Consider the following 15,558-nt stretch of genomic DNA (forward strand, 5'->3'; position numbering starts at 1 on the left):
CGGTATTTGTTTTTGGATGTGGTTTTCTTATTTTAGAAACCCTTTTTTCTTTTGTCTTGTAAAAGTATTTCTTTACTGACATTTGAAAGGCTGAAATACTTTTTACACATATAATACGCATGATTTGAGGGGTGAATCAGTTGACAGGTCAACTAGTTCAGTATGGACGACACCGCCAGCGCAGAAGCTACGCACGCATAAGCGAAGTGTTAGAATTACCAAATCTCATTGAAATTCAAACCTCTTCTTATCAGTGGTTTCTTGATGAGGGTCTTAGAGAGATGTTTCAAGATATATCCCCAATTGAGGATTTTACTGGTAACCTTTCTCTTGAATTCATTGATTACAGCCTAGGGGATCCTAAGTATCCTGTAGCAGAATCAAAAGAACGTGATGTAACTTACTCTGCTCCACTAAGAGTAAAAGTTCGTTTAATTAACAAAGAAACTGGAGAAGTAAAAGACCAAGATGTGTTCATGGGTGATTTCCCAATCATGACAGACACAGGTACTTTTATCATTAACGGTGCGGAACGTGTAATCGTTTCTCAGTTAGTACGTTCTCCAAGTGTATATTTCAGTGGTAAAGTAGACAAAAACGGTAAAAAAGGTTTTACTGCGACTGTCATTCCAAACCGTGGCGCATGGTTAGAATACGAAACTGATGCGAAGGATGTAGTCTATGTACGCATCGATCGCACACGTAAGTTGCCGGTTACGGTTCTTTTGCGTGCTCTCGGCTTCAGCTCTGATCAAGAGATTCTTGACCTCATTGGCGAGAATGAATACTTACGCAACACGCTGGAAAAAGACAATACAGAGAATGCGGATAAAGCACTTCTCGAAATCTACGAGCGCCTCCGTCCTGGAGAGCCGCCAACTGTTGAAAATGCGAAAAGCCTGCTAGACTCTCGCTTCTTCGATCCGAAGAGATATGACCTAGCAAATGTTGGACGCTACAAGATTAATAAAAAGCTTCATATTAAAAATAGACTGTTCAATCAAAAATTGGCTGAAACGTTAGTTGACCCTGAAACAGGTGAAATCCTAGCAGAAAAAGGTCAAATTTTAGACAGAAGAGTTCTTGATAAAGTTCTTCCATACTTAGAAAACGGCATCGGATTTAGAAAGCTTTATCCAAATGGTGGCGTAGTAGAAGATGAAGTAGAACTTCAATCTATTAAGATTTATGCACCGTCTGATCAAGAAGGCGAGCAAGTGATCAACGTGATCGGGAATGCATACGTAGAGGAAGCTGTGAAAAACATCACGCCTTCTGACATCATTGCATCGATCAGTTACTTCTTCAACCTTCTTCATGGTGTAGGTGACACAGATGATATCGATCACCTTGGTAACCGTCGCCTGCGTTCTGTAGGTGAGCTTCTGCAAAACCAATTCCGTATTGGTTTAAGCAGAATGGAGCGTGTTGTTCGTGAAAGAATGTCGATCCAAGACACAAACACGATCACACCTCAGCAACTGATCAACATCCGTCCTGTGATCGCTTCTATCAAAGAGTTCTTTGGTAGCTCTCAGCTTTCTCAGTTCATGGATCAAACAAACCCGCTTGCTGAATTGACGCACAAACGTCGTCTGTCAGCGCTTGGACCTGGTGGTTTGACACGTGAGCGTGCAGGAATGGAAGTTCGTGACGTTCACTACTCTCACTATGGTCGTATGTGTCCGATTGAAACACCAGAGGGTCCAAACATTGGTTTGATCAACTCTCTATCTTCATTTGCAAAAGTGAATCGCTTCGGCTTTATTGAAACACCTTACCGCCGGGTTGATCCTGAAACAGGTAAAGTGACACCAAGAATCGATTACTTAACTGCGGATGAAGAGGATAACTACGTAGTAGCACAAGCGAACGCTATATTAGGTGAAGATGGTTCGTTTATCGATGATAATATCATTGCTCGTTTCAGAGGAGAAAACACCGTTGTTCCTCGAAACCGCGTTGACTACATGGACGTTTCGCCAAAGCAGGTTGTTTCTGCAGCGACAGCATGTATCCCATTCCTAGAAAACGATGACTCTAACCGTGCTCTAATGGGAGCAAACATGCAACGTCAGGCTGTGCCTTTGATGCAGCCGGAATCACCGATTGTTGGTACAGGTATGGAGTATGTATCAGGTAAAGACTCTGGTGCTGCTGTCATCTGCCGTTACCCAGGTGTTGTAGAACGTGTTGAAGCTAAAAATATTTGGGTTCGCCGCTATGAAGATGTCGACGGACAACAAGTCAAAGGAAACCTAGACAAATACAGCTTGCTGAAATTTGTCCGCTCTAACCAAGGGACTTGCTACAACCAGCGTCCAATCGTAAGTGTTGGAGATGAAGTCGTAAAAGGAGAAATCCTTGCAGACGGTCCTTCAATGGAAAAAGGTGAATTGGCTCTAGGACGTAACGTCATGGTCGGCTTCATGACTTGGGACGGTTATAACTACGAGGATGCGATCATCATGAGTGAGCGCCTTGTAAAAGATGACGTCTACACGTCTATCCATATTGAAGAATATGAATCAGAAGCTCGTGATACAAAGCTTGGACCGGAAGAAATCACTCGTGATATTCCAAACGTTGGGGAAGATGCTTTGCGCAACCTTGACGAGCGTGGAATCATCCGTATCGGTGCAGAAGTAAAAGACGGAGACCTTCTTGTAGGGAAAGTAACGCCTAAAGGTGTAACAGAACTAACAGCTGAAGAACGTCTATTACATGCAATCTTCGGTGAAAAGGCTCGTGAAGTACGTGATACATCTCTACGTGTTCCACACGGCGGCGGCGGAATTATCCACGATGTCAAAGTCTTTAACCGTGAAGATGGAGATGAATTACCTCCAGGTGTTAACCAATTAGTCCGCGTATACATCGTTCAGAAGCGTAAAATTTCTGAAGGTGACAAAATGGCTGGACGACATGGTAACAAAGGGGTTATCTCTAAAATCCTTCCAGAAGAAGATATGCCGTATCTTCCAGATGGAACACCGATTGATATCATGTTAAACCCTCTAGGGGTACCATCTCGTATGAACATCGGTCAGGTACTTGAGCTTCATATGGGTATGGCTGCACGTTACCTTGGCATCCACATTGCGTCACCAGTATTTGATGGTGCGCGTGAGGAAGATGTTTGGGAAACGCTTGAAGAAGCAGGTATGTCCCGTGATGCGAAAACAGTCCTTTATGATGGTCGAACTGGTGAACCATTCGATAACCGTGTATCAGTCGGAATCATGTACATGATCAAACTGGCTCACATGGTTGACGACAAACTTCACGCTCGTTCAACTGGACCATACTCACTTGTTACGCAGCAGCCACTTGGCGGTAAAGCACAGTTTGGTGGTCAGCGTTTCGGAGAGATGGAAGTATGGGCACTTGAAGCTTACGGTGCAGCATACACACTTCAAGAGATCTTAACAGTTAAATCGGATGACGTTGTGGGTCGTGTGAAAACATACGAAGCCATCGTCAAAGGGGATAACGTCCCTGAACCAGGTGTCCCTGAATCATTCAAAGTGTTAATTAAAGAACTTCAAAGTTTAGGTATGGATGTCAAAATCCTATCTGGCGATGAAGAAGAGATAGAAATGAGAGATTTAGAAGACGATGAGGAAACGAAGAAAGCAGACGGATTAGCGTTATCTAATGACGAAGATGCTGCAGACCTCGCACCTGTCGATCTTGAACGTGACGCAGTCACAAAAGAATAGCAGAAACGATTAGAGCAAGTGACTAGGGTATAACCCGAAGATTAAAAGGGAGGTAGGCCCCTTGCTAGATGTGAACAATTTTGAGTATATGAACATCGGTCTCGCATCACCTGATAAAATCCGTTCTTGGTCTTTTGGTGAAGTGAAAAAGCCTGAAACGATTAACTATCGTACACTGAAACCTGAAAAAGATGGTCTCTTTTGTGAACGTATCTTCGGACCACAAAAAGACTGGGAATGTCATTGTGGAAAGTATAAACGCGTTCGTTATAAGGGTGTTGTATGTGACCGTTGTGGTGTAGAAGTAACACGGGCAAAAGTCCGTCGTGAGAGAATGGGGCATATCGAACTGGCTGCCCCAGTTTCCCACATTTGGTATTTCAAAGGTATCCCAAGCCGTATGGGTCTTGTTCTTGATATGTCACCACGTGCGTTAGAAGAAGTGATTTACTTCGCTTCATACGTCGTGACAGATCCTGGCAACACACCGCTTGAGAAGAAACAACTTCTTTCTGAGAAGGAATTCCGTGCTTATTTAGATAAATACGGTAATACATTCCAAGCAGCTATGGGTGCAGAAGCAATCAATAAACTTCTTCAAGATATCGATCTTGTAAAAGAAGTAGATGCACTGAAAGAAGAGCTGAAAACTGCTCAAGGACAGCGTCGTACTCGTGCGATTAAACGCCTTGAAGTGCTAGAAGCCTTCCGTAACTCAGGAAACAAACCATCATGGATGATTCTTGATGTACTTCCGGTTATTCCGCCAGAATTACGTCCAATGGTTCAGCTTGATGGTGGACGTTTTGCTACTTCTGACTTAAACGACCTTTATCGTCGTGTCATCAACCGTAACAATCGTCTGAAACGTTTATTAGATCTTGGCGCGCCAAGCATCATCGTTCAGAACGAGAAGCGTATGCTTCAAGAAGCTGTCGATGCCTTGATTGATAATGGACGTAGAGGCCGACCAGTAACAGGACCAGGAAACAGACCATTGAAATCTCTTTCTCATATGCTGAAAGGGAAACAAGGACGTTTCCGTCAAAACTTGCTTGGTAAACGTGTTGACTATTCTGGACGTTCCGTTATCGTCGTAGGACCACATTTGAAAATGTATCAGTGTGGACTTCCGAAAGAAATGGCTCTTGAATTATTCAAACCATTCGTGATGAAGGAGCTTGTTGAAAAAGGTTTAGCTCACAACATCAAGAGTGCGAAGCGTAAAATTGAGCGCGTGCAGCCGGAAGTATGGGATGTTTTAGAATCAGTGATTCGTGAGCATCCAGTCTTACTAAACCGTGCACCGACTCTTCACAGACTTGGTATTCAAGCGTTTGAACCTACACTTGTGGAAGGACGCGCAATTCGTCTGCATCCACTTGTATGTACAGCCTACAACGCTGACTTTGACGGTGACCAAATGGCGGTTCACGTACCATTATCTGCTGAGGCTCAAGCTGAAGCTCGTATCTTAATGCTTGCTGCTCAAAACATTTTGAACCCGAAAGATGGAAAACCTGTTGTTACGCCATCTCAGGATATGGTGCTTGGTAACTACTACCTTACACTTGAGCGTAAAGGTGCTATCGGAGAAGGTATGATCTTCAAAGATACGAACGAAGCCCTTCTAGCTTATCAAAATGGGTATGTGCATCTTCATACACGTGTAGCTGTTGCAGCTAACTCGTTGAAGAATGTGACATTCACTGATGAACAGCGTTCTAAATTGTTGATTACAACAGTTGGAAAACTAATCTTTAACGAAATCTTACCGGAATCATTCCCTTACATGAATGAGCCGACAAAGAGCAATATTGAAGAAAAAACGCCTGACCGCTTCTTCCTTGAAAAAGGTGAAGATGTCAAAGCTGCGATTGAGAAACAAGAAATCAATGCGCCGTTCAAAAAAGGTATTTTAGGTAAAATCATTGCGGAAATCTTTAAGAGATTCCATATCACTGAGACATCTAAAATGCTTGACCGCATGAAAAATCTTGGTTTCAAATACTCTACTAAAGCGGGTATTACGGTTGGGGTGTCTGATATCGTCGTATTAGATGATAAACAGAAGATCCTCGAAGAAGCGCAAGCAAAAGTAGATAACGTCATGAAGCAATTCAGACGTGGTTTGATTACTGAAGAAGAGCGTTACGAGAGAGTCATTTCGATCTGGAGTTCTTCTAAAGATGTCATCCAAGGTAAACTGATGAAGTCCCTTGATGAAGTCAACCCAATCTACATGATGAGTGACTCTGGGGCGCGTGGTAACGCATCTAACTTCACTCAGCTGGCTGGTATGCGTGGTCTGATGGCCAACCCGGCTGGACGTATCATTGAACTTCCGATCAAATCTAGTTTCCGTGAAGGTTTAACCGTATTGGAATACTTTATTTCCACTCACGGAGCGCGTAAAGGTCTTGCCGATACAGCCCTTAAAACAGCTGACTCAGGTTACCTCACGCGTCGTCTCGTCGACGTTGCACAGGATGTTATCATCCGTGAAACAGATTGCGGTACAGACCGTGGTATCTTGGCAAAGTCCATTAGAGAAGGAAATGAAATTATTGAGAAACTTGAAGAACGTCTAATTGGACGTTTTGCAAGAAAACCAATTGTTCATCCTGAAACGGGCGAAGTCATTGTTGGCGAAAACGAACTAATTGATGAAGATAAAGCACTTGAAGTAGTTGAAGCAGGAATTGAGGAAGTATGGATCCGTTCTGCATTTACATGTAACACGCCTCATGGTGTATGTAAACGATGCTACGGCCGTAACCTTGCAACTGGTACTGACGTTGAAGTCGGTGAAGCAGTTGGAATCATCGCTGCTCAATCAATCGGTGAGCCAGGAACACAGCTTACAATGCGTACGTTCCACACCGGTGGGGTAGCAGGAGACGATATCACACAAGGTTTACCTCGTATCCAAGAGCTATTTGAAGCGCGTAATCCGAAAGGGCAAGCGACGATTTCTGAAATTGATGGTGTCGTTGCTGAAATTAACGATGTTCGTGACAAGCAGCAGGAAATTGTGGTTCAAGGCGACGTTGAAACTCGCTCTTACACAGCTCCTTACAATGCACGTCTGAAAGTTGTTGAAGGTGACAAAGTTACTCGTGGTCAAGTACTGACAGAAGGTTCGATCGATCCGAAAGAACTTCTTAAAGTGACTGACATGACAGCTGTTCAAGAATATCTGCTTCATGAAGTACAAAAAGTATACCGTATGCAAGGGGTAGAAATCGGAGATAAGCACGTTGAGGTAATGGTTCGCCAAATGCTTCGTAAAGTGCGTGTCGCTGATGCAGGGGATACAGATGTATTACCAGGCACACTTCTTGATGTACATCAATTCACTGAAGCGAACAAAAAAGTACTATTCGAAGGCAAGCGCCCTGCAACAGGCCGCCCAGTTCTTCTTGGTATTACAAAAGCATCGCTTGAAACAGACTCATTCTTGTCTGCAGCATCCTTCCAAGAAACGACTCGTGTCCTAACAGATGCGGCGATCAAAGGAAAACGTGATGAACTGCTTGGCTTGAAAGAGAATGTTATCATCGGTAAACTTGTTCCAGCTGGAACAGGAATGCCAAACTACCGTAAAGTTAAGCCGGTTTCACAAGTGCAACCGTCTGACGATATGGTGCCTGTAGAGTAATCTTTCTCGTGAGATTCCTATAAAATCATCAAAAAATGGTGAAGGATGTCAAGATAATCTGTCATATGATATTGACATCCTTCTGCCATGATGATAATATAACCAAGGTGCTCAAAATAAAACCTGTTACTTTGGAGGATATTCGATGTCTTATGATAAAGTATCACAGGCTCAATCCATTATTATTGGTACGAAGCAAACAGTAAAAGCTCTGAAACGAGATTCAGTAAAGGAAATCGTCGTAGCGAAAGATGCTGATCCTGCTTTAACAGCTAGTGTAACAAAACTAGCGCAAGAGAAGGGTGTAGACATTTTAGTGGTAGATTCCATGAAAAAGCTCGGCAAAGCCTGCGGAATTGAAGTTGGGGCAGCAGCTGTTGCCATTATGTTATAGCGTACTTGTTTTGTTTTTGCATGTGTAAATGCAAAAGCATTGTTTTTTGCCTTTTAATGAACCACCTGGGTATGTGGGTTATAAAAAAAGCAACGAAGGGAGGAATAACAACATGCCTACAATTAATCAGCTAATACGCAAAGGACGCGTGAGTAAAGTTGAAAACTCAAAGTCTCCTGCACTTAACAAAGGATACAACAGTTTCAAAAAAGAGCACACTAACGTAACATCTCCACAGAAGCGCGGGGTTTGTACTCGTGTCGGCACAATGACACCGAAAAAACCAAACTCAGCACTACGTAAATATGCTCGTGTACGTTTGTCTAACCTGATTGAGGTAACAGCTTACATTCCTGGTATCGGACATAATCTACAAGAGCACAGTGTAGTACTTATCCGTGGCGGACGTGTAAAAGACTTACCGGGTGTACGTTACCACATCGTTCGTGGTGCGCTTGATACTGCCGGAGTTGACGGTCGTATGCAAGGACGTTCTAAATACGGAACAAAACGCCCTAAACAAAGTAAATAATACAAACAAACATAAGGGTTTTTAGAAGTTGATATCAAATCAGTGGAGTCAGGCAACTGACAATGATATTGAGATGAGAGACAGATAGAAATCCTTTTAAATGAGAAGGGAGGCTATCAGATGCCACGTAAAGGTCCTGTAGCAAAAAGAGACGTATTGCCAGATCCAATTTACAATTCTAAACTTGTATCTCGTTTGATCAACAAAATGATGATCGACGGTAAAAGAGGAAAGTCACAAACAATTCTCTACAAGTCATTTGATATCATCAAAGAACGTACTGGTAATGAAGCGATGGAGGTTTTCGAACAAGCCTTGAAAAACATCATGCCAGTTCTTGAAGTTAAAGCACGTCGTGTAGGTGGAGCTAACTACCAAGTTCCTGTAGAAGTTCGCCCAGACCGTCGTACTACTTTAGGTCTTCGCTGGTTAGTAAACTACGCTCGTCTTCGTGGAGAAAAAACGATGGAAGAGCGTCTTGCTAACGAAATCCTTGACGCAGCTAACAACACTGGTGCTGCTGTTAAGAAACGTGAAGATACACACAAAATGGCAGAAGCGAACAAAGCATTCGCTCACTACCGCTGGTAGGATTTATACCAAACTAAAAAAACTATTCCCTAATAAGGAAGGAGAAATTACCCAATGGCAAGAGAGTTCTCCTTAGACAAAACTCGTAATATTGGTATCATGGCTCACATCGATGCTGGTAAAACGACAACGACTGAGCGTATCTTATACTACACTGGTCGTATCCATAAAATTGGTGAAACTCACGAAGGAGCTTCCCAAATGGACTGGATGGAGCAGGAGCAAGAACGTGGTATTACAATCACTTCTGCTGCTACTACAGCACAATGGAAAGGTTACCGTGTAAACATCATCGATACACCAGGACACGTAGACTTCACTGTTGAAGTTGAACGTTCTTTACGTGTACTTGATGGTGCGGTAGCAGTTCTTGATGCACAATCAGGTGTAGAGCCACAAACTGAAACAGTTTGGCGCCAAGCAACAACTTACGGAGTACCTCGTATCGTATTCGTTAACAAAATGGATAAAACCGGTGCGGACTTCCTTTACTCTGTAGGCACATTAAGAGATCGTCTTCAAGCGAACGCTCATGCAATTCAATTGCCGATCGGCGCTGAAGATCAATTCGAAGGAATCATCGACCTTGTAGATAACGTAGCATACTTCTACGAAGATGACCTTGGAACTCGCTCTGATGCACAAGAAATCCCTGCTGAGTATAAAGACAAAGCTGAAGAGCTTCGCAACAGCCTTATTGAAGCTGTCGCTGAGCTTGATGAAGAGCTTATGGAAAAATACCTTGAGGGTGAAGAAATTACAATTCCTGAATTGAAAGCTGCAATCCGTAAAGGAACGTTGAATGTTGAATTCTACCCAGTTCTTGTTGGATCTGCTTTCAAAAACAAAGGTGTTCAGCTTGTACTTGATGCTGTGCTTGATTACCTTCCTGCACCAACTGATGTTGCTGCAATCAAAGGTATCCTGCCAGATTCAAATGAAGAGGTTGTTCGTGAGTCTACTGATGACGCACCATTCGCAGCTCTTGCATTTAAAGTTATGACTGACCCTTATGTTGGGAAACTTACTTTCTTCCGCGTATACTCTGGAACACTTGCTTCAGGTTCATACGTGAAGAACTCTTCTAAGAACAAGCGTGAGCGTGTTGGACGTATCCTTCAAATGCACGCAAACAGCCGTGAAGAAATCTCTACTGTATATGCAGGAGATATCGCAGCAGCTGTTGGTCTTAAAGATACATCTACTGGTGACACTCTTTGTGACGAGAAAGATACTGTTATCCTTGAGTCTATGGAATTCCCAGAGCCAGTTATCGATGTAGCAATCGAGCCTAAATCAAAAGCTGACCAAGATAAAATGGGTATCGCTTTAGCTAAACTAGCTGAAGAGGATCCAACATTCCGTACACAAACAAACCCTGAAACTGGTCAAACGATCATCTCTGGTATGGGTGAGCTTCACCTTGATATCATTGTTGACCGTATGAAGCGTGAGTTCAAGGTTGAAGCTAACGTAGGTGCTCCTCAAGTTGCGTACCGTGAAACATTCCGTTCTGGTGCAAAAGTTGAAGGTAAATTCGTACGTCAGTCTGGTGGACGTGGTCAGTTCGGACACGTTTGGATCGAATTCGAACCAAACGAAGAAGGCGCAGGCTTCGAATTCCAAAATGCAATCGTTGGTGGGGTTGTTCCTCGTGAATACATTCCAGCTATTCAAGCAGGTCTTGAAGATTCACTTGAAAATGGTGTATTAGCTGGATTCCCATTAATCGACATCAAAGCTAAATTATTTGATGGATCATACCACGATGTTGACTCGAACGAAATGGCGTTTAAAATTGCTGCATCTATGGCGTTGAAAAATGCTGTCAGCAAATGTAACCCAGTTCTACTTGAGCCAATGATGAAAGTGGAAGTCGTTATCCCTGAAGAATACATGGGAGACATCATGGGTGATATCACATCTCGTCGTGGACGTGTAGAAGGTATGGAAGCTCGCGGTAACGCTCAAGTTGTTCGCGCAATGGTTCCACTTTCTGAAATGTTCGGATATGCAACTTCACTCCGTTCTAACACACAAGGACGCGGTACTTTCACTATGCACATGGATCACTACGAAGAAGTGCCTAAGAGCATCAGTGAAGAAATCATCAAAAAAAATAAAGGTGAATAATTGATTTTGCCTTTAAACTAAAGTATAACTACTATTGAAGATCAGAAAGTGAGAGGTAACTCTTCACTTTCTATCACTCTATACCAAATACAATGAACCTTTAAGGAGGATTTTTAGAATGGCTAAAGAAAAATTCGACCGTTCCAAATCGCATGCTAACATTGGTACAATTGGACACGTTGACCATGGTAAAACAACTCTAACTGCTGCTATCTCAACAGTTCTTCATAAGAAGTCTGGTAAAGGATCAGCTATGGGATATGACCAAATCGATGGTGCTCCAGAAGAGCGCGAGCGTGGAATCACAATCTCAACTTCACACGTCGAGTATGAAACAGACACTCGTCACTATGCACACGTAGACTGCCCAGGACACGCTGACTACGTTAAAAACATGATCACTGGTGCTGCTCAAATGGACGGCGCGATCTTAGTAGTATCTGCTGCTGATGGTCCAATGCCACAAACACGTGAGCACATCCTACTTTCTCGTAACGTAGGTGTACCATACATCGTAGTATTCCTTAACAAATGTGACATGGTTGACGATGAAGAGTTACTTGAACTTGTTGAAATGGAAGTTCGTGACCTTCTTTCTGACTATGACTTCCCTGGTGATGATGTTCCAGTTATCAAAGGTTCTGCTCTTAAAGCTCTTGAAGGAGATGCTGATTACGAAGCAAAAATCTTTGAACTTATGGATGCGGTTGATGAGTACATCCCAACTCCAGAACGTGACATTGAGAAGCCATTCATGATGCCAGTTGAGGATGTATTCTCAATCACTGGTCGTGGAACTGTTGCTACTGGTCGTGTTGAGCGTGGACAAGTTAAAGTCGGTGACGAAGTTGAAATCATCGGTCTTCAAGAAGACAATGGTAAAACAACTGTTACAGGTGTTGAAATGTTCCGTAAACTTCTTGACTATGCTGAAGCTGGTGACAACATCGGTGCACTACTTCGTGGTGTATCTCGTGAAGATATCCAACGTGGTCAAGTACTTGCTAAACCAGGTACAATCACTCCACATAGCCGTTTCAAAGCTGAAGTTTATGTACTTTCTAAAGAAGAGGGTGGACGTCACACTCCATTCTTCGCTAACTACCGTCCGCAGTTCTACTTCCGTACAACTGACGTAACTGGTATCGTACATCTTCCAGAAGGTACTGAAATGGTTATGCCTGGCGATAACACTGAGATGGAAGTTGAACTTATCTCTACTATCGCTATCGAAGAAGGAACTCGTTTCTCTATCCGTGAGGGTGGACGTACTGTAGGTTCTGGCGTCGTTTCAAATATCATTAAGTAATAAACATATAAAAGAGACTCCTTGCAAAAGGGTCTCTTTTTTTGCTTTTCCAGATCAGAACGGCTACTATAAGCTATAGAATCTAAATGGAACCGAGAGGATCACTGGAATGGCGAAGACATATTTGAAGAAATGGTTAATCGGCGGGGTTGACCAATGGATTATGATCAAAGAAGATCACACAAGTGAAGCGAAGCCTGTTCTATTATTTTTACACGGTGGGCCCGGCTCCGCTCAAATCAGCTATATCGACTCATTTCATGAGGAACTTAATCGAGATTTTACAGTTGTTCATTGGGATCAGCGAGGCGCGGGACTTTCCTATCAGAAGAACCTCCCCAATACTTCCATGACCATTCAGCAATTTATTGAAGATACGATTGAACTGACAGAGAAAGTCCTTTCATATCTAGGTCAATCAAAATTGTACATCGCCGGATATTCATGGGGGTCATTAATCGCCATACAAGCAGTACATAAGCGCCCAGATCTATATCACGCTTATTATGGAATTAGTCAGGTAGTAGATGTAATAAAAGAAGATATTGTGTCATACAAGCTTCTTTTAGAGAAATGCGAACGAAATCGGTTGTTTACTTGGTGCCTGCGATTACTGACGCCTCCTCCGTGGAAACGAATATCAGCTCATGCTCTGTTCTCTCTATATAAAGAGCTCGGAAGCGTAGGTCTCACACATAGGTGGAAGCCGCTGATTCAAATGCTACGCGGGTTTCTTTTTAGTAAGGAATATCAGCTCAAAGATAAGTGGAATTTCCTTAAAGGACAGAAGCTTAGTCAGGACATGCTATGGGATGAATTGATGAATGAGAGCATTGAATACCGAGTTTCTACTATATTAATACCTTGTTACTTTATCATTGGTGAATATGACATGATTACACCAGCTGCTGTATCAAAACCTTATGTTGAGCAATTAACAGCACCAGTCAAAGAATGGTTCACCTTTAAAGAATCTGCACATTCCCCGCATCTAGAAGAACCAGAAGAATTTATTCGTACCATAAAAAAGACGGCTGTACATCATCTTCAGGGAAAGCTTGATTTATAGGCTGAACCCCTGTATAATATGAAAAGTGTGCAAATCATAAATTTATCCGATTTATTATTGCAACACGCAGGCCAATTTGGTACAATAGTGCATGTTGGTCTTTGACTGCGATGAAGTGAGAGGTTGCTGACACACCCGGCCGCTTTGCCATGGCAAGGTGATCAGGTTTTTCTCACGGAGAACTGTCTAACGTAAGTAGGCGAAAAGGAGGGAAAATAATGGCAAAACAAAAAATTCGTATTCGTTTAAAAGCATATGATCATAGAATTCTTGATCAATCTGCTGAGAAGATTGTTGAAACGGCTAAGCGTTCTGGTGCTAGTGTATCTGGTCCAATCCCGCTTCCAACTGAAAAATCAGTTTACACAATCCTTCGTGCGGTGCATAAGTACAAAGATTCTCGTGAGCAATTTGAGATGCGTACTCACAAACGTCTAATCGACATCGTGAATCCAACTCCACAAACAGTTGATGCACTTATGCGTTTAGATTTACCATCTGGTGTAGATATCGAAATCAAACTTTAATTCAAATAGAAAACACATATTATAGGAGGTGTGACTAATGACCAAAGGAATCTTAGGTAGAAAAATTGGTATGACGCAAGTATTCGCAGAAAACGGTGATCTTATCCCTGTAACTGTTGTTGAGGCTGCTGCTAACGTTGTTCTTCAAAAGAAGACTGCTGACACGGATGGCTATGAAGCAATCCAAATCGGTTTTGACGACAAACGTGAAAAGCTTTCTAACAAACCAGAGAAGGGCCACGTTGCTAAAGCGGAAACTGCTCCTAAGCGCTTCGTAAAAGAATTACGCGGTGCGGAGTTAGATGCGTATGAAGTTGGTCAGGAAGTCAAAGTTGATATTTTCGCAAATGGAGATATCGTAGATGTAACAGGAACATCAAAAGGTAAAGGATTCCAAGGGGCTATCAAGCGCCACGGACAATCACGCGGACCAATGACTCACGGTTCACGTTACCACCGTCGTCCTGGTTCAATGGGACCTGTTGATCCAAACCGAGTATTCAAAGGTAAACTTCTTCCAGGTCGTATGGGCGGAGAGCAAATCACTGTCCAAAACCTTGAGATCGTTAAAGTTGATGCAGAACGCAATCTTCTATTGATCAAAGGAAATGTACCAGGAGCTAAAAAATCTCTAGTAACTGTAAAGAGTGCAGTTAAATCTAAATAACTCTCTTAGGAAAGGAGGAAACAAGTCATGCCAAAAGTAGCATTATTTAACCAAAACGGTTCTACTAACGGTGAAATCGAATTAAACGCTTCTGTGTTTGGAATCGAGCCAAACGAAAGCGTAGTATTCGATGCTATTCTTATGCAAAGAGCTTCCTTACGTCAAGGAACTCACAAAGTAAAAACTCGTTCTGAAGTACGTGGCGGAGGTCGTAAGCCTTGGAGACAGAAGGGTACTGGTCGTGCTCGTCAAGGTTCTATCCGTTCACCACAATGGCGCGGAGGCGGTATCGTATTCGGTCCAACACCACGCAGCTATTCTTATAAATTACCTAAAAAAGTTCGCCGCTTGGCTATCAAGTCAGTATTGTCTTCTAAAGTAATCGACAACAACATCATCGTTCTTGAAGATCTGACTCTTGATGCAGTGAAAACGAAAGAATTCGCAGGCATCCTTAAAGGATTATCTGTCGAGAAGAAAGCGTTGATCGTCACTGCGGATGCAAACGAAACAGTTGCTTTATCTGCTCGTAACATCCCTGGAGTAACAGTTGTTGAAGCTAACGGTATCAACGTTCTTGACGTTGTCAACCACGAGAAACTTCTGATCACTAAAGCAGCGGTTGAAAAAGTAGAGGAGGGACTTGCATAATGAAAGATCCTCGTGATGTTCTAAAGCGCCCTATCATTACTGAACGTTCTGCTGATCTAATGACAGAGAAGAAGTACACGTTCGAAGTTGATGTCAGAGCTAACAAAACAGAAGTGAAAGACGCTGTTGAAGAAATCTTTGGAGTGAAAGTTGAGAAAGTCAACGTTCAAAATTACAAAGGGAAATCTAAACGCGTTGGACGCTACACTGGTATGACTAGCCGTCGCAGAAAAGCGATCGTGAAATTAACAGCTGACAGCAAAGAAATCGAAATTTTTGAAGCGTAAATCTTAAAAAGAAGG

Annotated in this window: 12 protein-coding genes; all 12 read left to right on the forward strand. The window is 42.7% G+C overall.

The window, feature by feature from the left end:
• Positions 1 to 140: 140 nt before the first annotated feature.
• The 12 genes from rpoB to rplW all read left to right on the forward strand — a co-directional run bounded on the left by rpoB (position 141) and on the right by rplW (position 15,543).
• Positions 141 to 3,722, forward strand: a complete 3,582-nt coding sequence (gene rpoB, locus MKZ05_RS00690) for a DNA-directed RNA polymerase subunit beta (protein ID WP_003217223.1) — start codon at positions 141 to 143, stop codon at positions 3,720 to 3,722.
• Between the two features lie 61 nt (positions 3,723 to 3,783).
• A complete protein-coding gene (gene rpoC / locus MKZ05_RS00695) occupies positions 3,784 to 7,383 on the forward strand; it encodes a DNA-directed RNA polymerase subunit beta' (RefSeq protein ID WP_050945821.1) in 3,600 nt (1,199 codons plus the stop codon).
• A 145-nt stretch (positions 7,384 to 7,528) separates the two neighbouring features.
• A complete protein-coding gene (locus tag MKZ05_RS00700; RefSeq protein WP_003216985.1) occupies positions 7,529 to 7,777 on the forward strand; it encodes a 50S ribosomal protein L7ae-like protein in 249 nt (82 codons plus the stop codon).
• 112 nt (positions 7,778 to 7,889) lie between these two features.
• Entirely contained in the window at positions 7,890 to 8,309 is a 420-nt protein-coding gene (rpsL, locus tag MKZ05_RS00705; RefSeq protein ID WP_003216962.1) for a 30S ribosomal protein S12, read from the forward strand.
• Between the two features lie 120 nt (positions 8,310 to 8,429).
• A complete protein-coding gene (gene rpsG, locus MKZ05_RS00710) occupies positions 8,430 to 8,900 on the forward strand; it encodes a 30S ribosomal protein S7 (protein WP_003216884.1) in 471 nt (156 codons plus the stop codon).
• 54 nt (positions 8,901 to 8,954) lie between these two features.
• Complete coding sequence (fusA, locus tag MKZ05_RS00715; RefSeq protein ID WP_050945820.1) at positions 8,955 to 11,033, forward strand: elongation factor G; 2,079 nt, start codon at positions 8,955 to 8,957, stop codon at positions 11,031 to 11,033.
• A gap of 118 nt (positions 11,034 to 11,151) precedes the next feature.
• A complete protein-coding gene (tuf, locus tag MKZ05_RS00720) occupies positions 11,152 to 12,342 on the forward strand; it encodes an elongation factor Tu (RefSeq protein ID WP_003217109.1) in 1,191 nt (396 codons plus the stop codon).
• Positions 12,343 to 12,451: 109 nt separating this feature from the next.
• Positions 12,452 to 13,411: an alpha/beta hydrolase gene (locus MKZ05_RS00725; RefSeq protein ID WP_339160948.1), complete on the forward strand. Its 960-nt coding sequence runs from the start codon at positions 12,452 to 12,454 to the stop codon at positions 13,409 to 13,411.
• A gap of 218 nt (positions 13,412 to 13,629) precedes the next feature.
• Positions 13,630 to 13,938 carry a 30S ribosomal protein S10 gene (gene rpsJ, locus MKZ05_RS00730; RefSeq protein ID WP_003156464.1) on the forward strand — a complete coding sequence of 103 codons (309 nt, stop codon included), beginning with the start codon at positions 13,630 to 13,632 and terminating at the stop codon, positions 13,936 to 13,938.
• A 37-nt stretch (positions 13,939 to 13,975) separates the two neighbouring features.
• Positions 13,976 to 14,605 (forward strand): 50S ribosomal protein L3, encoded by a 630-nt coding sequence (rplC, locus tag MKZ05_RS00735; RefSeq protein ID WP_003217069.1) that lies wholly within the window; start codon positions 13,976 to 13,978, stop codon positions 14,603 to 14,605.
• Between the two features lie 27 nt (positions 14,606 to 14,632).
• The gene (gene rplD, locus MKZ05_RS00740) at positions 14,633 to 15,256 is read left to right on the forward strand and encodes a 50S ribosomal protein L4 (protein ID WP_003217216.1); all 624 of its coding nucleotides are present in this window, start codon (positions 14,633 to 14,635) and stop codon (positions 15,254 to 15,256) included.
• Entirely contained in the window at positions 15,256 to 15,543 is a 288-nt protein-coding gene (rplW, locus tag MKZ05_RS00745; RefSeq protein WP_003217016.1) for a 50S ribosomal protein L23, read from the forward strand. Before rplD ends, rplW begins: the two co-directional genes overlap by 1 nt.
• Positions 15,544 to 15,558: the final 15 nt, after the last annotated feature.

The sequence above is a fragment of the Bacillus sp. FSL M8-0277 genome (assembly GCF_037975305.1).
Classification (GTDB): Bacteria; Bacillota; Bacilli; order Bacillales; family Bacillaceae; genus Bacillus; species Bacillus pumilus.

Excerpts from the sequence above, each read along its gene's own strand:
- rplC (WP_003217069.1), top strand. The coding sequence starts at position 13,976 with ATGACCAAAGGAATCTTAGGTAGAAAAATTGGTATGACGCAAGTATTC.
- rpsL (WP_003216962.1), top strand. The coding sequence starts at position 7,890 with ATGCCTACAATTAATCAGCTAATACGCAAAGGACGCGTGAGTAAAGTT.
- rpsJ (WP_003156464.1), top strand. The coding sequence starts at position 13,630 with ATGGCAAAACAAAAAATTCGTATTCGTTTAAAAGCATATGATCATAGA.
- tuf (WP_003217109.1), top strand. The coding sequence starts at position 11,152 with ATGGCTAAAGAAAAATTCGACCGTTCCAAATCGCATGCTAACATTGGT.
- MKZ05_RS00725 (WP_339160948.1), top strand. The coding sequence starts at position 12,452 with ATGGCGAAGACATATTTGAAGAAATGGTTAATCGGCGGGGTTGACCAA.
- rplW (WP_003217016.1), top strand. The coding sequence starts at position 15,256 with ATGAAAGATCCTCGTGATGTTCTAAAGCGCCCTATCATTACTGAACGT.
- MKZ05_RS00700 (WP_003216985.1), top strand. The coding sequence starts at position 7,529 with ATGTCTTATGATAAAGTATCACAGGCTCAATCCATTATTATTGGTACG.
- rpsG (WP_003216884.1), top strand. The coding sequence starts at position 8,430 with ATGCCACGTAAAGGTCCTGTAGCAAAAAGAGACGTATTGCCAGATCCA.
- rplD (WP_003217216.1), top strand. The coding sequence starts at position 14,633 with ATGCCAAAAGTAGCATTATTTAACCAAAACGGTTCTACTAACGGTGAA.
- fusA (WP_050945820.1), top strand. The coding sequence starts at position 8,955 with ATGGCAAGAGAGTTCTCCTTAGACAAAACTCGTAATATTGGTATCATG.